Raw genomic sequence first — 17389 nt, 5'->3', positions numbered from 1 at the left:
TATGACCGACATACAACTCGAACAACTTTTGCATACGTTACGGCAGTATTTACTGGCCTTTCATACCCCAAAAACCGCAGACGGTTATTTGTTTGACCTCAACCACTTTTTGCGTACCAATCCCAATGCAGAACAATACAAGTACCAGGATATTGTACGTTACTTGTCTTCTATAAAGCGCAATTACACGCGTGAAGACGGCAGGGTGAGTAATTCTGTGAACCGTAAACTCGCTTCGCTCAAACGGTATTACGATTATCTCTATGAGACAGGGGTACGCACCGACCACCCGTGTAAAGGGATAGTAATAAAGGGCACACGGGCAAAAGGTGTAAACTTCAATGTATTGTTTACTCCCGAAGAATTACACTCGTTGCTTGATGCACGGGAGAATAGGTACACCCATTTGGAACTACGCAACAAGGCCATACTTTCCCTGTTGATATATCAAGCCCCTGCCAGTGATGAATTATGCCGGATGAAGGTAGCACATATTAACTTTGATAACGGCACGGTATATTTTCCGGCAGGCCGTAAAACCGCATCGCGCAGATTACCGCTTACCCCTATGCAGGCTACTTTATTGTATCGGTATATCCACGAAGAACGCCCGCACCTGTTACAGCTTTTACAAAGCGACACGTTGTTTATTACTATTCGCGGGCAGGTTGAAACGCCGGACGGTGTGCATGGTATGATAGAACCCTTAAAGGTATTGTTTCCTGATAAGGTATTATCCCCGCAGGAAATACGCAAAAGTGTTATTGCCAACTGGCTGAATGTATATAAGCACCCGTTGGATGAGGTGCAGCTAATGGCTGGCCATAAATACCCCAGCACTACAGTGAAATATAAGAGAACGGATGATGACCAAGCAAAGGAGATTATAGATAGGTTTCATCCGTTGGGTGATTGAATAATTTTAAAAAATTATTATTCTTCATCGCTATTTTCTTCGAGCTTTATATTGGTATTGGATAACTTATCTAATAATCCTTTATTGAAAGCGGCAACTTCAAATCGTTTAATATATTTTCCTAATGAGGCATAGGAAACATAGCCGCCACGCTCTATTAGTTTTACTGAACGGTTTGCGTCTAAATACCTCTCTATTGCTTCAAAGTTATCACCCGCTTCTGATTTATACAGGCCATACATAGTAAAGTGTAACTTCCCTCTATCACCTATACCGGATATAGTATGTTCACTGAATTTTATACCGAGGATAAAAATATCGTCCGTTTCTATACCATTATCCTTGCAAAGTTCATGGTAATTAGTGGCATCATGGAAATCCATAGCCACAAAACCTTTGAAATCATCGTATTGGGTTGATGCAATATCAGTAATATTCATAGAGTGTATTGAATTAATCTAATGCGAAAATAGTGGAAAAGTAATTGTTTATGAATAATAACTACTGAGTACTTTGCATAAAAAATATAATGACCGTTTATATATCAATTTATGCAGCAATAGTCGCCACAGCAGCATTAGCGTGGAATATTGTAACAGTAATAAGAAACAGACAAGGACGGGTTAAGATTTCTGTCAATTTAAATTATGCTTTTGATGCTTATGGAGGAACTGGTAAGATAACAGGACAACGAACAGTTATTGGAATAAAGTTAACCAATAAAAGTGAAAATAGCAGAACGGTTACGGAGCCTTATATTGAGTTCAAACAATCCATTGGAAATAAGGGGCGCTTTATGCAGTTTACCCCAATAGATATGATAGGGACTTACCCGAAAGAACTAAAGCGAGGTGATACGTTTTCTTATAGCGTTGATGTTATATCACTAATTGAAGATGTATTCCCGCATACAACAGATGAAAACGAGTTTAGATTTCTTATTAGAGATACTATGGATGTGATTTATAAATCAAATTATCTTTCTGTGAAAGACACTAAAGTAATGCATAAAGTTACATCCCACTAAATAGGTTGAGCATTCTCATTATCAACCATTTTTAAGGGGTCTTGTCGCGCATCGAATACTTGGGTAATGTAGATGTTATCCTCAATCCTGTAAATTATTTTATAGTTCCCTTCTACCAAAAATCTGCGGTCTAAGCCTATGCTTTTTAAAAATGGTTCTTCGGGGCCGGATAATGGGTATTCTTCGAGTAGAAAAACCCGGTCAACTATTGAGAGGACTATTTCATCCGTTTTATGTGGGGCTACTTCATCAAAGTATTCACGTACCCCTTCCATGTCAAGAAAAGCTTGGTCAGAGAAAAATACCTGCATACTATTTTTTAAGCAAGCGCTGTTTTACTTCATCAAGTGTGTGAACACGTCCGGCCTTAATATCTTCATCTGCCTGTTTTTCCCTTTTTAGTATATCTGCACGGGTTAACGGAGTGCGGCCAATATGACCGACAATTTCACCGTTCAGATACTCTTTCACCATAGCATAGACAGCTTTTAGAAAGTTCTCATCCTGAATGGTATCTATTGAGTTTTGTAGCGATTGTTTTAGTTCTATGGTAGTCATACTTTTATAAGGAGCAAAAACTTTACCGTTTACTGTACCTCAAATATACCACAACCCCACCAATTCATCAATGCCTATGCTCCCCAAGTTGAAAACATCTCTTTGACGGTGGCTTCATCAGGAATAAATATTTTTCCCTCTCCGTGTCTTAATCGATTAAAATAATAAGGGGTTTCAACAGAATCAGTATTTTGTGAGAGAAGCTGGGCGGCAATAAAAATGCTGATAATTACTGGAATACTGAATCGGGGGTATTTGATGGTTAAGAACAGTAAGCCTCCCAAAATAAGAGCCAAAACTATTTTTTGATTATCCGTAAAGGTAATATTTGCTACATGCTTTGATAGCTTATCAAAGTTTTGTCGTTGAAGGATGACTTTACTGTCCTCAAACCCTTTGGGGGTTATAAAACCATCATACAATCCGATAAAAATCTCAGCACTTAATGTGCTTCCGACCACTAAGGCTCTTGGTAACAATAAATTTGTATTTGCTATTAAATGATGATTTTCTGATTCCCTTCTGTCTTGTTCAGAGGTATCGGTCTGGTAAATATGCGATAAAACTTCTGACAAATGGTTATCGTTCTTTGTTGGATGCGTATGAAATTTAATAGGAAAGTAATAGGAGTCAATTACGCTTTTAAAGGTGCTTAGATATTCTAAATTATCAGGCAGATACGCATTGGTTTTTTTTCGGTTATCTGTTCTTTCTTTATCCTCAATGGCGTTTCTAATGAATGACACTTTATCTACAACAAATACTGTGGTTCCATCCTCTATTGTAGGCTTTGCCCAAAGAATACCCCCTAATTCTTCATTTGGTAAGTAACTATCTTTTAATTGCTGTATAATCTTGTCCCTGATTTTGAAAGAACAGGGAGTATTTAACACTAATAACTTCTTGCCTTTTACATCTATCTCTTTAAGAAACCCTTTTGAATGACTGTCTTGTATAAATTCAATGCTCATTTTTTGTTGGATATTAACTGATGTAGCAAGATATGTATTTCATAAGTTTTTATTACATTGCTTCAAAATGGGATGCCCAGCTATCAAATATAATTCTGTACAGCCGCAACTATTATTTGTGAAGGGCGGCTTATTTGAGGCTAAAAAACGCACGAAGTCGTATCGGTTCGGCTTTAATGGCCAAGAGAAGGATAATGAGGTTTCCGGTGCGGGTAATAGTAATACAGCAGAGTATTGGCAGTATGATACAAGGCTGGGTAGAAGGTGGAATGTTGACCCTAAATCTTCCATCGCCCCGGGCTGGAGTCCCTATCGGGCATTTTTTGATAATCCAATCTATTTTGTTGATCCAAATGGAGACTATGAAGAACCAAAGAATGGGTTTCAACGATTTTGGAACAGTGTTACAGGAAGGAGTAGGTATAACCGTTTTGCAGATTTTAAAGAAAAAGTAAGTTCTGCAGGTGGTAAGGTGTCAAATGTTAATTATGAAGGAGAAAAGATAACATTTTCGGTAAAGTATTCATACAGCGCGCCAAACCCAGATTATAACCCAAGTGACTTTCAAAATAATTTTGAAACACTTGATGTAATTGAAGAATATCTAGGGTTTATTTTTGAACAAGATCGTCGTGATGATGATTATGACCCTGATAAAGATTTTGAAAGTATTTACGAAAGTGGGTTAGCTAATGGAGATTATAACGTCTTTTCAGGTAAGTATGTAAATAAAGGGCCTGCAAGCGGGCGTATGGAACCAGTATACCCTGAGTTGTGGTTTGTGCCTATACCTCCTGTAACTAAAGGAGCACAGCTACTAGGGAATGTTATGGCAAAGGCATTAGGACGAAATATTGCTATGCCGAGTAGTAAAATATTAAGTTGGGGAAATAATGCAAAAGGACATCTAATAAAACATGCTGATGCTTTAGGATTTGGTGGCTATACGCCACAACAGCTTCAAATGATGTTACCTCAATTAAGGGGTGCTGCAAATAAGCTTTTAAATAGTGCTAACCCAGCCCTGACACGTGTTGGTCAATGGCATGGACATCAGAAAGCAATGATGTATATTAGTAATGGTAAGATGTTGGTTACAGAAGCCAATGGTACTTTTATTACATTGCTTAATAAAACATCAAATAACTGGTATAATCTTGCGAAACCAATAAAATAGTTTTATATGGAATTTAGAGAACTTCTTAGAAAAACAGTTAGCAGGTTATTTCTTGTTGTTTGGACACCGTGGGGAGAAGAAAAGGAAGCCGATATTGATATTTCATTTGGTTTTGTATTCAATGATGAACCAAGTAAATTATTTGTAATAAGCGTAGATAAAGATGAACTTTGGTTACCGCATATATTTCATCAGTCGTTACCTGAGAATAAATATTCTTGGAAAGATTTTTATCCTAAAATTAAAATGTGGATGAATTCTGAAGATGACAGTTGTATAATAGTAAATGAGTATTTTGATGTAACAGATTGTGAACTATTCAAAGAAATTGTAGAATCTGAAATTATAGGAATAGAGTTAATTGGGATAGAAGGTAATGATGCTCCGTTTGGTGTAAAAATCCATTTTAAAAATGATTATATTATTTCCACACCAATTTCAGATGGTAATACTGTGGAAACATCTCAATTTAACCAAAATGGTAATATTGAAGTATTTAAAAAGATAGGCAAAGTAGAATATACCGCTATCGGGTAGTGTTCCAATTATCACCTGAGCATAAAAAAGTTATGGAAGTCCCGGGCAGTGGTCAAAAATAGTTGGTGGCTTTTTAACTGTCTAAATTTCAAAAGACTATACTTCAACCATCCTTAAGTTTCATGAAATTTAAGGATGGTTTTTCATGTCTGTGCACGAGAAAGTTTCTTAAAACGGCTCTAAAGAAGGGTTATGACCCAAATCATCACCTGCGTACAAAAAAGTTATGGAAGTCCCGAGAAATCGGGAGCATATTGTTTTACTTTAAAAGAATGAATAAGTTGCAAACTTATTTTAGATACACTCACAAGTCGCTGTCGCACGGCCTGCGCTACAGAGTTGTGAGAGTGGGGGGAACACCTTTCAATCATATGCACTTGGAATATGAGAGAAATAGTTATGATATTTTCTTGAATAAAGTTAATTATAAAAGCCCTGCGGCTCATATTTTTAGAAAATAAATGAGTATAATATGAAAAAAAAAATAGGATATTCGTTTGACGACGAGCGAGTATGCAAATTTTGCTATGATTTAGATAATAAAAAAATTGAAGTTCATTTTGGGGGGCACTATGATCAGGTTAAGGATGAATACATAGATGCTCCTTGTATTTGGATTATTGAAGATTGGGAGTACGCAAAATGTATGCTTGGAGATGAGCAAAAGCGACATGACTTAAATAAGTATATAAGTATTTTCAGTTTAATTTTGTATATGAAATATAACGATAATAAGGAGTTGGAAATGCTTGTAAATACAGTAGACAGTAAATATATTACACTGTTTTTTAAGTCTCCCAAATTAAGTTTGATGGAAAAAAGAGACCTCCAGCATTGAGCGAACGGTCGTGTTCCAAATTATCACCTTTGTATAAAAAAGTTATAGAAGTCCCGAGAAATCGGGGCTTTTTGTTTAGCCAACAGTTACAGCTTCTTTAACGTTCAAATATCCCTCTCTCGCAAGTCTGTAGCTTGGCTTGTAGCGGAAGAGGGGTGCAAATAAGCTAAGTTTGTATCTTTGCAATGGTAACACGCTACACTCCCAAAGTGCAGACTTCTGACCTGTTTACGTATAGATATAATAAGGTAAAAAGAGTCCGGTATTTGATAAAATCCATAATAAATTAAGGATTTAGCCTCCGCATATTTCGCAATCTTCAAACGTCTTTAAAATTACTTTTAAAAATCCCTCAAGGGTAAAAAAAACCTGATTTTGAAGGGCGGTTGAGCCGTGATGAAAATAGTGTTAATTTTTTCAAATAGTAACCAGACTCGCTACAAAAGTAACACTATTTGATGACTTAACGGCAGTTTTAACTGGCCCATTAAGGCTGGTGCGGCACAATGGGGTATTAAAGTCTGTATCGCTAAGTCTTGCCCCATACAATCTATGTTATCTGCTTTTCCTTTTTACAGCTGAATATGGATTGACAAAACCTTCATACACACCTACAGAAAAGTGTTAAATAATTTGTCGGCCAGCTTCGCTGATTTTTTTAAAAAAGAAGGATACTTGAGCATGTCAATAAAGTGATGTTCACCAGACAAAAATGAGCAAGTTGAAACTAATACCAACTGCAAAACATATTATTTACAGAAAATGAGTTGACTCAAAATAGAGTCAACTCATTTGTAGGGTTAAATCAACAATTGTATTAGAGTAATGACGCTTGGACTTCAATAGGATCATCCTGATATTTACCCAGCAGTTTAACCAAAGCATCGTTATCACCATCGGGTCGTGTAAAAGTAACTTGTACTTTAAATCCGGCAGGGGCTGTAAAAGGAAGTGTAACATCAAACTCAGCATTTGCAGGATTAATGATTTTAAATGTTGGAGTTGCATAATTGTGTGAGTAATCGGTATCAATTCTCACAAAATCAATGGTGTTTGCTACCTCATCAGAGATGCCTGCCATTGTTTCGTTGTCATTACCCGTAGTAGTGTAGGTAAATTCAAACACGGGATGATTGGCAGTGCCAAAATACACATCCAGTTTTTTGCTGTTATCAGCAATGCTGTCGTAACCGGCTACAAGGTTAGCTGCCGATTGAGCTTCATAGTATTCAGCAGAGGGCAGTGCTTGTAATAATACCGTACGTTGCGCCTCGGTAAGGTTTTGGTAAATAAAAGAAGGTGATAGCGATTGCAATAGCTGTCTTCTTTGGGCATCTGATAAGTTTGCCATGTCTATTTCTTTTAATGGTGTACGATCGTTTGTTTTTAAGAAAATGTCAAATTCAAGTCCGCTTAGTCCGGTACCGCTGCCTGCATTGCGATTGCGGCCCATCCAAACCCATATACTGCCATCATACCAGCGGGTACGACGATATGAGCGGCTAACAAGCACTCCCTCGCTTGGCACGTCGTTACTTTTGAATGAAAGCCTTTGTGGTAAAGGGGTGTCAAGTCCGTAGCGCATAATACGGGTGCGGGGTTCAATGTATTCTAGTTCTTCCTCATCAACCAGCTTACTGTGCAGTATTCGAGGCACTTTTGAACGCCAGTATTCAGTTTTGGTATCGCTACCGGGCACATGTTTTGGGATTAAGGGTATCCAATGCTCGGGAGCTTGGTTCATGAGCTTGTAGTGTATTTTGGCTTTATCATAGGCTTCAAAATCAAACATGCCTTCTTCAGGACCTGGATCTTCAGTACTTGTAATGGGGTCGAGCATTGCTTGCAGATGCAAGTAGTCTGATAATTTAAGTGCAGCAACACTACCATCCATTGAGCCACCAATTTCGTTTGATATTCTTTTCTCTACTGCCCAAGCCATTGCCGCAGCGTCATCGCGCAACAGATTCACTTGTTCAATTGGTTCACTGGTGAGCAGTTTGGCTGATACGGGCGGGATAAACAGGTTATGCTCAAAATTATTGGGCGTGCCGCTTTCGTTCAGAGTAAAAATAGTCCAGAGTTCGTTATAGCCCGGTTGACTTTGTTCATATTCGCCACCAGCATATACGTAATCGCCAAACACATCTTTAACCACAATGCTTTTTACCTTGCTATAACTGCCTTTATCTACTTCAAAAGGCAGTATACTCCAATCGTTGCTATAGCCAAAAATAAAATCGTTCACTATCATGCTGAAAACATCTGTTTTATCAGGCTGTACTGCCGCATAGTTGTAATTGCCTTGTTGCACCTTATACCAGCGTTCAGGAGCAATGCCCGAAAAATTAACACTGGCTTGTACCCTTTGAGCTTTAAATTCAGTAATCACATTATCATCAATGGTTACACCCACAGGTTCAATCAATTCGTTGGTATCAGGATCGGCATCAAATTCATACCAGTTAAGCCTACCGCCAGAAAAGCGGTGCGTTTTTACCACTTTTTGTTCAGTACCGCTACCAACGGGGACAGGCATTGATAGTTTCGCCTCGTATTCCATCCTGCTGGCATCCCATGCTGATTCATCGGTTTCGGGTTGCGAGTATAGGCGATTATAAAACGTAATGAACTCCCCAATAGCGGTATTGATACCAGTTATGTCGCCAGATAGAAAATTGGTTGTTTCACTTTGTAAATAGGCTTCAAGGTCGGCGGCAGTTTTATTAGGGGTTGAACTGGTTAAATAATCATACAATTTATAACCGTCAATTGCTCTTGTTCCTGCCAGTAGCCGTACTTGTAGGGCTTCTGTATTACAAATTTGCTCAGGTGTTGTTGCTTCGTCAACAGGAAAATAAGTAATAAACAACGTTTCGTATTTGCCCTTCATACCGTGCAATGCCAACAACTTAAACCAATACCTGCCCATTTGAAGGCGTGTAGAAAGGTCTATTTCAATCTGTTCACGTTCTATAATGCACTCCATAGGAGCATCCTGGCTAATGGGTTGAACGTCGCCATACTTTGGGCCATATCGTGTGGCACGGGTATTTTGCACATGAGCCTGTGCCATCAGGGGGAAACCAGTGTCTTCGCCTTTAAACTCTCCCATCCTCCATTGTGTGCTTAGTGTCCATAACGGATCGTGCACAATGGCGGGTAAGGTATGTTCAAGGTCTTTTGAACGCAATTGTGCCTCTATTGCGGCCCAAATTACTGATGATCTATAGTCGTTTGCCATGTGTTTTTAATTTTGGGGGTTGATAGTAAAAGCCCTTTCAATGTCTGAAGTAATTGTTTTTTTATCTGGCTGATAAGGAGTCACAACAGCGCGCAGGATATGTCCGTATTCAGATTCTCCAAGTAATTTGGGGTCAACTGCACGTATTTTTGATAATTCAAGTGCCGAATTTACAGTGCCCAATAGGTGGTCGAAATTCCAGCCGTTACTGTCTACAACCGGCGATACCGCCAATAGGATGCAGTTAGGAGCTTTGGCCACCGGCTTATCATAGTTGAAAGCAAGTCCGGCTGTTTGTTTGGGATACGGGATAATCTCGTCCCATTCATCAGCCATAATACCTGTGCACCATCCGGCAAAATCAGAACCATCTACTTCTGAACTAAATGGCTGCACAACAACAGAAAGTTTGCTAGCTTCGTGATTAATAGCGTTGTGTGCCATTCCATACCACTTATCGTTTGCCATGTATGGTAATTGTAAGGGCTTAAATTCAGGCTCTTCACCCAGTAATATTTCAGTAAAGGTGTTTAGGTTATCAACTGTTGTGAGCTTTGTACGCACTTTTGAGATGCCCTGCATCCATTCTTCCATCGGTAGCGGGATATTTGCTGGCAGAATAAGGGGGGCTGCTGTGTAAGCGGCTGAAATTTCAGCAGGGTTGAACAGTTTAAATCTTGGAATAATCATAAACTGTTTGCCAAACAATAGCTGCACAACTTCTTTCAAAATGGTTGTTGCATCGGCTACAGGCATACTGCTTAATACGGGGGTTAATGCGTTGAATTTGTCAGTTGCTGGTGCAATACGCTTGCTTAAATCTTCCAGTACAGCATTCACTTGTGCCAGCCAGTTATTTTTAACGGTGTTGTTTGTCTCAATGGCATAATTGGGAGTTGCTGCAGGTATTCCAGCTTTAGCTGCCTGCAGCATTGTGTTTTGCAGTACCGTGTAGTCTTCAGCAAGGGCTTTATCTTCAGTAATTCTGGCTTTAATAAGCTCAAGCGTTGAGTAAATACTATTTAATGAAGCTAGTGCATTATTGAGGCGGCCATATAGTTCATTTACATCACAGCCATTGTCAATACCGTCTTTTAGCTCGTGTCCGAACATGAAGTCAAGAGCCGTAAGCGGACGGCTTTCGGTAACCAGTTTTGTTATGTGCCTTAGTGTGGGGAGGACATCATAAAATGTGTAGGCTCCTCCGGGCAAGCCTTGTTTGTTCTGGAAATCAACAAATATATCCGTTGTTTCTGGCAAGCTAAATTGTTTGCGGACATAGTACCTAATGAGCTGGCACAATGCTGTGCCATCATTGTTGTAGTCGTTTTCGGTGAGGTATAAGAGGTCAATAGGATGTAATCCCAAATCTTTAGAGGTTACTATATCTGTTGCGTATATATTTGACGGAGCTCCCGAAGCATTTAAATCAACCGGAGTATTTGTGTTTAATTGCAGGAATTGAACGGTACAGAAAATATTTTCTCCTTCAGGGAGTTTTGAGGCTATCCATTTGTTTAGGTACGGTTCGGCTTTGGCACGCAAGGTGAGCGAAGATGGCCATCCTGTAATGTTGTTTACATCATTATTATCAAAAGTAAGGGCGTAGCGTTGTTGTAATGCTGCTCCTGTGTCTTCACCTTCGACAATATCCATACGTTTTGGAAAATCTTCACCCTTTTGTACCAAGTTGGCAATTGCACTGCTTGCATCAAAATTCTCAAGTAAGAGTTGGTATGAAGCTTCGGCCATGCACAAATCACCCAGTGCATCAATAGATTCGGTCATCAGGTCAAGCGAGGTTTCAATAGCTTCAATTTGAGCTATTTCGACAGGGTCAGAAGTGCTTGGCGCTGGTAAGCTTCCGATAATTTGATATGGGTATTCAGAATCGGCATCCATGCGAGTACGTTTGTATAGCCTGAAACCGTTAATATTTACTTTTGCTTGTGATTTTTCAAGCGGTTGTCCTGATTCAGCAGATGTTACCGGATCAAACAGGAAGTTTGACCTGAAAATATCCAGCAGACCTTCTACAACATCAACCCCTTGTGAACTAATGCGTTCGCGTACATTTCGTTCAAATTCATTGCCTAGTATTACACCCAGTTCCTGTCCGTTTTTTAAGGCTTCGAAAATGTGCATCGCTTTACGAACGCGTTCTGAACTCAACCCTATGCGACGTGGATAGCCATAATCGCTACCCCATTCGTTATCTTTTACCGAGTCGTAGCCGCTTTTTAGCAGTGCTGCAGCCGAAGCTTGGTTCATGCTTGGGGCGAATATGTAGCCCAGTCTGCCTTCGGTATCTTCGACATCGCCGGTAATGCCGTCAACAGTGTTAGCAGGCAGGTAGGTCCTTTCTTTTACGGTTAGGTCTTCAACCCAGCCGTAGGCACCAAGATAAACACCTGGTTTATATGAAGATGATTGTGGGTCTTTGTAAGTATAGATGCGGCGGTTGGCCATACCTGTTTGCCATGCATCAAGACGGTATGAGCATAAATCAAGATGCTGACGCAAAAGCAAATCTACTTCAGCTGATGGTAAATTAGCCAGATATTCTAAATCAGCCCTCACTTTTGATATATCGGCAGTTGGACTGTTATCAAGGTTTTTTGCCATGCTAAGCGGCGGCATAATGGAGGTGTCGCTAAGCACTTTCCATTTACTAACGCCGGTTTTCATAATATCCAGCGTTGTGGGCATTGGGTGCGTTGTGCTTAAGTTACCAAAATCAAGAAACTCAGCATCTGTCCAGCCATTTTGCAAGGGAGGCAGCCCGTTTAGAGTATATACATCCATTGCTGCTCGCCAGTATTCTAATAGTAGCGCGTGGCGACCCAGCAGATATAGCAGGTTATTAGGTGGTGTATTAGGTGTAGCAAAAATTTCGTCGGTTAGTGTATCAAAATCAGCATTGGCAATCCAGTGAAGGTAGTTATCATTAATAGGGAGAATAGGATCAATCCACGATAGTTTTTGATTTTGCACCAGTCCTTGACGCATTTTTCCTTTGGCTTCGTTAAAAAACCTCAAACGCATCATTTTGGGGTAATCGTAAGGAATGTTTTTGCCTGAATTGCTAAAGTGCATTTCATTCCACAAATTCTGTATTTCTGTATACCTTTCGTCGTACCATAGCGATGCATCACTCATTGCATTTGAAAATGATTTGTGGTTCCACAAAAAGTCAAGCCCAATAGCAAACCTGTGATAATAACTCATGGATACGGGTTGTAGGCTGATAATATCAAACAGTCGCTGGTTTTTATTTAATCCTGAAGGCTCTGGCTTGCTGGCATATTCAACACCGTTAATGTTATTTCGCCAGGCAGTTTTAAAAGTGTTTGATGTTTGGGTAAGTTTGGTAAGGTAAACGCTATCAGGGTCTGTATTTTCCCATTGCCATGTATCATAATCGCTTATAGGTAATATGCCATAAATGTTATTGTGAATGCGAAGCGAAGGTATGGTTCCTGCACCGTTAACGTGATTCACAAAAAACTGACGGGTAAGGTCAAGTTCCTGTCTGGAAACTGTTTCATGCCATAGGTCTCCCAGGTAATAACCCATTGTAGATGCCCACAAAGCGTTGTTGGTGCGAATTGAGCCAAGGTGGGAGATAAGATTACTGTTTTTAACGTGATAGAATTTTTCAGGACTGATGCCAAGTAACTCAGCTATACGTTGGCCATCGGCCTTATCGGCATAAGCGGTTTGTTGGGAGAAAAGGGGGGGATTTAGTTCAGTCTCAAATGTTTTTTCAATATTTTCATCACGTACATAGCTAGCGTCTTTGCCTCCGCTATTGCCTACCTGATAGTTTTTACCCAGAACTTCAATTCCTGTTGAGGTGTAGTGCTTGGCATCTATAAACTCTCCTATTTTAGTGGCAGAGTTGGTGGCATCGGTTGTGTATCGTACGCCTATAGCTACAACTTTAAATATTCCATCTTCAATATCAGTATTGGTTAGACTGTTAATGCCAGTTAACACAATTTCTCCGGCCATCCCTTTATCCAAGGCATCATTAAACTCGCTCATCCATTCAATACCACCACCAAACTCAAGTTTTTCATCATCAGGGTTTGTGTCGTTTAGTTTCAGACTTTCGTCGTTAAATGGATCAATACCGCATTTCAGCCTGTCTTCAATCTGGTTAAAGAATTCTCCTGCAAGGTGGGTGTAATCGGCTTCGGGCGTGGCTTTGTAATACACATTTACCTGAAATTTATCAGGCATAATGCGTACTTCGGGCTGTTGAGTCCACCCTGATGTTTTTATATCGACCAAAGGAAATAGTGGGATAGGTGCTAAACCAATTTGGGTAATATTTGTAGGAGTTAATTTTTTTATAATCCAAGCAGCTCTTTGTGAACTAAAACGTTTGGCTACAAATGCCCACGCATCTTTCTGTGTTTGTGTGGTATTGCTTGCCCATACCTTCAACCAGTAATCCTTAGCTGTGCTTATTTCCCAAGGAGTAAGGCTTTCTTCGTGGGTATGCACCATCAAATCATCAGGGTACAAGCGTACACGTATTTTATACTTATCTGTTCCGCCATCGTCAAACTTTTTGAATTTGGTTTCAAGCCTTACAGGGAAAAGTGCGTGAGGAATACCATTATCATGGTTGGCAACCAACTCTGAAGGGTTACTATTATTTAAGTCAGCTAAATAAGTTTCCAGCAGACTGTTATTAGACTCTACCGATGAAGTGAAATCAGTAATGTCGTTAGTGATCTGTTGTTTTTCATTATCAAGTTCCAGCCTACGCGGGTCGAGAGCAGGGAGCTTTTTTCGGTCAAGAGCAAACAAATCTTCGTTGATAATTTTTCCCCGTTCATTTTTAAGAATAATGTTCTCCAACAGACTATCTCGGCCAATCCGGGCTAGTGTAATATTTTTCTGTAACTCAATAAAGTTTGATGCAGCACTTCCATATACGGTTACATTGATTTGAGAAGGGATATTATCTGTACTGCAAATTCCATTAGATTCGGTTACACGAACAGTGTAAGTATTTGAGCCGCTTAAGAAATTATTCCATTGGACGCATATGCAGTTAGTGCCTTGCCCTGCTACTATTGTTCCGCCTCCGGTCGGCAATCCCCAGACAAAATTATTGCCACTTGCAGGAGTTTTGTAAGCACAATAGGCATTGGATACCATTTGCAGGGGGCCGGTAACATTGGGGGCAGCGACAGGTACTATTTTTACTTCGTGGGTTAATGCCACAGTACCCGGATTTGTATAAGGGCTGCTTTCGATTAGTTTTACAGCGCCATATGTTTTCTCAGCTGTTGTATCCCATTTTACATTTACGGAAGGCGGGTTGGTTAGAGTATTTACAATAGAACCACCTGTTACTTCCCATACAAAATCATTTCCATGGTCAACGGCAGCATAATTACTAATACTTCCACTACACACTTCGTCATCACCTGTAATAACAGGGTTGGGTATAGCTTTTATAGTAATTGTTTTTGAATCAATCACAGGGTTGCTGTTGCAAACAAGGCATTCCTCTGCAAGCTCTACTTCGCCTAATGTTTGTGTAGTAACATTATTCCACTGCACTTCAATACGGTGTGTGTGTTGTCCTGAGAGAATGCTGCCTCCTACCACACTCCAGATAAAAGAGTTTCCTGTGTCATATACTTCATATGTTGCAATACTGGTAGCACCAACATTTAAAGGTCCTACAACTGCAGGCTCAGGTATTACAAATACATTTACTTCAAGCTCGGCTATTTGTGAAATTGACAGGGCATTTGTTTCAGTTACTTTTACTTTGCCTGTTGAGTTGGAAAGCATATTGTTCCACAAGATTGAAACTGAATGTGAGCCTTGTCCTGCAGTGATGGTTCCACCTTCTACTTCCCACAAAAAAGTACTCGCACTATCAAAAACCGAGTAAGTATGGGTTGTCATCTCGCACACCTCATCTTCACCTTGTATTTCAGGTACAGGAATGGGTGAGATAACTACATCAAAATCAGTAGTCACGGCACTGCAATAATTATTGCTTTCTTCCAGCGTGATAGTGCCATTGTGTTCAATAGTAACTACTTGCCATAATATCATAATTTCGGGCGTACCCTGTCCTGATATTAATTGGCCACTGCTGCTAACACTCCAAATGTATTCATTATCGGTACTGGCGGCTTTATAGGTTTCAATTTTGCCACCAATCACATTGGCCGGGCCTAAAATTTCAGGCTCGGGTTTTAACAGTAGGGAGATGTTTAGTTCAGCTTCTGTAAGAAAGGCGTCATTGGTTTGGCGTAGCATTACTTTGCCAGTGCCTTCGGTATTCCATTGTACTATAATTTCTCCGGGAGTTTCATTAATAATATCGCCTCCATCAACCGACCAGTACATAAAGTCAGAGTCAACATACGCCGAAGTATATTGTGTTGCAGGGCCATTTGCACAGGCCTGCAAGTTTCCGCTTATGACAGGTGCAGGAATTTCATAAACTCTCACAATACTAGTGAAACTATTATTGCTTGAGTCTTTAGCTATTACCCAGCATACCCCTGCAACACTATAATCAATGTTGGTGAGGCTTATACCTTGGGAATCTCCTGTGAAGCTTGCGTTTGAGGCACTAATATACCAGTCAAAAAGTTCGCTTGAATCTGTATCTGTTACGTTATAGTCATAAGCTGAGTTTATCGGAACTTGTTTGACTCCGTCAATCTGGCGTTCAACTACATACACAGGCACTGCAAGTGTTTCGCCTATAGATTCGCGAACGGCTATAACTGCTTTGGTTCCAACTGTTGTCCAATGTATTTTTACTTTATTTTTATATGTTTCCTCAATTTCACCGCCAATAACATACCAGCTGTATGTTTCGTCCGGAATATATGGTAACCAATAGGTGGCGATTTCGCCGTTATTACAAACCGGGGGGCCTACAACCTGATCGGCTTCAGCCCAAATGGGCTTAAAATTTTTTACTCCTGCGGTGTCTTCCGTCCATACAAGCCCAACGCCTATTGAGCTTAGTCCGGCAATAAACAAATCGTCTGTAACAGAGAATATTTGTGATACTGCTCCGTATGTATTCCAAGTATAATCTGCTCCTGAAGTTATTATACGAAATGGATAACTTTCTAGTTGCACACCTTGCGAAATGCCACTTATAAAGGAAGAGTCGGTTATTTGTATGTGTTTGAAAAGTACACCCATTGTAATATCTGTAATCATTACAACCACTTTGCCGGGGTTGTCCCATTGAATACATGCCGTATTACTGGTAATTGGGTGTACGGTGCCATTGCCGGTAATATTCCAAGGATATGGTGTATTAGGGGAGCCTGAGTGTTGAACACAATACCTGTTGGTATGGCTCACCTGAACTTCAGAAGGCCCCATAAATACGTTTGGTGCAGATACATATACGGGATGGCAATAGGATACACCAGTTCCTGTATCTTCAATGTATATTGCCGCTGGGCCATTATTTGTCCATGCAATTGCACTATTATCGGTTCCGGTGGTTATTATATTTGAGCCCCCGTTGAAAGTAAACCAGTTGAGGGGTGAGCCTGAACCTGTGTTGAGTTTTGCGATGCTTATATCGTTGTAGTTTACTATACCGCGTGTATCAATATCGTTGTATAGGTCAACATATACCTCAAGTTCATTAAAAGGCCCTCCGTTTACGGATACCATCACCTTTTGAGAGCCGGTTCCTCCCCACTGCACTATTATTCCATTTTCATTAATCGACGATATGACTGTGCCTGAGCCAATTATTTGCCAGTTATAATTGGAGCCGGGACTAAAGGGTATAGAGTAAGTGGAATATTCTGTCAGTTTTGCCTGACAAGGTCCGCTAATGAGTGAAGGAGGTAGTACATCAATATTCAGATTGACGGTGCCTCCCGGTTCGGTGGCCATAATAGAGCCTGTTCCGGGTGATAGCCATTGAACAACAATTGAATTTTTATCGTTTGGGGAGAGGATGACTCCATTAGGCGGCACCATCCAGTTGAAATTCCATCCCGGCACTTGTGGAAGCTCATAACAAACTACATCAAGTGCTTGTGTTTTATCGGGTCCTGCAATTATTGACATTTTTTTAAATACGTTTATGAATTAATA

General features: G+C 40.0%; 11 protein-coding genes. 5 read left to right on the top strand and 6 right to left on the bottom strand.

The features are described 5' to 3' along the window. The first annotated feature begins 1 nt into the window (after position 1). The gene (locus tag F9K23_08510) at positions 2 to 916 is read left to right on the top strand and encodes a tyrosine-type recombinase/integrase (GenBank protein ID KAB2916142.1); all 915 of its coding nucleotides are present in this window, start codon (positions 2 to 4) and stop codon (positions 914 to 916) included. A 17-nt stretch (positions 917 to 933) separates the two neighbouring features. Here the strand turns inward: F9K23_08510 and F9K23_08505 are convergent, their stop codons facing one another. Further along, the gene (locus F9K23_08505; protein ID KAB2916141.1) at positions 934 to 1356 is read right to left on the bottom strand and encodes a hypothetical protein; all 423 of its coding nucleotides are present in this window, start codon (positions 1354 to 1356) and stop codon (positions 934 to 936) included. Positions 1357 to 1445: 89 nt separating this feature from the next. Here F9K23_08505 and F9K23_08500 point away from each other — a divergent pair, with 89 nt between their 5' ends. Next, positions 1446 to 1943: a hypothetical protein gene (locus F9K23_08500; GenBank protein KAB2916140.1), complete on the top strand. Its 498-nt coding sequence runs from the start codon at positions 1446 to 1448 to the stop codon at positions 1941 to 1943. Here the strand turns inward: F9K23_08500 and F9K23_08495 are convergent. From F9K23_08495 to F9K23_08485, 3 genes are all read right to left on the bottom strand, one after another. Beyond that, positions 1940 to 2254 carry a type II toxin-antitoxin system RelE/ParE family toxin gene (locus F9K23_08495; GenBank protein KAB2916139.1) on the bottom strand — a complete coding sequence of 105 codons (315 nt, stop codon included), beginning with the start codon at positions 2252 to 2254 and terminating at the stop codon, positions 1940 to 1942. The two genes, F9K23_08500 and F9K23_08495, sit on opposite strands and share 4 nt — an antisense overlap. A 1-nt stretch (position 2255) precedes the next feature. Continuing rightward, the gene (locus F9K23_08490) at positions 2256 to 2501 is read right to left on the bottom strand and encodes a hypothetical protein (protein ID KAB2916138.1); all 246 of its coding nucleotides are present in this window, start codon (positions 2499 to 2501) and stop codon (positions 2256 to 2258) included. Positions 2502 to 2575: 74 nt separating this feature from the next. Further along, on the bottom strand, positions 2576 to 3472 hold the full coding sequence (locus F9K23_08485; protein KAB2916137.1) for a hypothetical protein: 897 nt from the start codon (positions 3470 to 3472) through the stop codon (positions 2576 to 2578). On the opposite strand from F9K23_08485, the gene F9K23_08480 reads away from it, so the two are divergent. The 3 genes from F9K23_08480 (at position 3465) to F9K23_08470 (ending at position 6024) form a co-directional block, all read left to right on the top strand. Next, positions 3465 to 4649, top strand: coding sequence for a hypothetical protein (locus F9K23_08480; GenBank protein KAB2916136.1), 1185 nt, complete (start codon positions 3465 to 3467; stop codon positions 4647 to 4649). The two genes, F9K23_08485 and F9K23_08480, sit on opposite strands and share 8 nt — an antisense overlap. A gap of 6 nt (positions 4650 to 4655) precedes the next feature. Beyond that, positions 4656 to 5186, top strand: coding sequence for a hypothetical protein (locus F9K23_08475; GenBank protein KAB2916135.1), 531 nt, complete (start codon positions 4656 to 4658; stop codon positions 5184 to 5186). 472 nt (positions 5187 to 5658) lie between these two features. Next, positions 5659 to 6024 (top strand): hypothetical protein, encoded by a 366-nt coding sequence (locus tag F9K23_08470; protein ID KAB2916134.1) that lies wholly within the window; start codon positions 5659 to 5661, stop codon positions 6022 to 6024. A gap of 817 nt (positions 6025 to 6841) precedes the next feature. Here the strand turns inward: F9K23_08470 and F9K23_08465 are convergent. Then, positions 6842 to 9268: a hypothetical protein gene (locus F9K23_08465; protein KAB2916133.1), complete on the bottom strand. Its 2427-nt coding sequence runs from the start codon at positions 9266 to 9268 to the stop codon at positions 6842 to 6844. 6 nt (positions 9269 to 9274) lie between these two features. Then, on the bottom strand, positions 9275 to 17362 hold the full coding sequence (locus F9K23_08460; GenBank protein ID KAB2916132.1) for a hypothetical protein: 8088 nt from the start codon (positions 17360 to 17362) through the stop codon (positions 9275 to 9277). Positions 17363 to 17389 lie beyond the last annotated feature (27 nt).

Source organism: Bacteroidota bacterium (genome assembly GCA_008933805.1).
Classification (GTDB): domain Bacteria; phylum Bacteroidota; class Bacteroidia; order UBA8524; family UBA8524; genus SB11.
Note: the sequence above shows the minus strand (reverse complement) of the source record. Positions and strands in the feature narration are given on the sequence as shown.

Bases quoted from the DNA above. Each gene is read 5' to 3' on its own strand.
- F9K23_08510 (KAB2916142.1), top strand. From the start codon at position 2: ATGACCGACATACAACTCGAACAACTTTTGCATACGTTACGGCAGTAT.
- F9K23_08505 (KAB2916141.1), bottom strand. From the start codon at position 1,356: ATGAATATTACTGATATTGCATCAACCCAATACGATGATTTCAAAGGT.
- F9K23_08500 (KAB2916140.1), top strand. From the start codon at position 1,446: ATGACCGTTTATATATCAATTTATGCAGCAATAGTCGCCACAGCAGCA.
- F9K23_08495 (KAB2916139.1), bottom strand. From the start codon at position 2,254: ATGCAGGTATTTTTCTCTGACCAAGCTTTTCTTGACATGGAAGGGGTA.
- F9K23_08490 (KAB2916138.1), bottom strand. From the start codon at position 2,501: ATGACTACCATAGAACTAAAACAATCGCTACAAAACTCAATAGATACC.
- F9K23_08480 (KAB2916136.1), top strand. From the start codon at position 3,465: ATGCTCATTTTTTGTTGGATATTAACTGATGTAGCAAGATATGTATTT.
- F9K23_08485 (KAB2916137.1), bottom strand. From the start codon at position 3,472: ATGAGCATTGAATTTATACAAGACAGTCATTCAAAAGGGTTTCTTAAA.
- F9K23_08475 (KAB2916135.1), top strand. From the start codon at position 4,656: ATGGAATTTAGAGAACTTCTTAGAAAAACAGTTAGCAGGTTATTTCTT.
- F9K23_08470 (KAB2916134.1), top strand. From the start codon at position 5,659: ATGAAAAAAAAAATAGGATATTCGTTTGACGACGAGCGAGTATGCAAA.
- F9K23_08465 (KAB2916133.1), bottom strand. From the start codon at position 9,268: ATGGCAAACGACTATAGATCATCAGTAATTTGGGCCGCAATAGAGGCA.
- F9K23_08460 (KAB2916132.1), bottom strand. From the start codon at position 17,362: ATGTCAATAATTGCAGGACCCGATAAAACACAAGCACTTGATGTAGTT.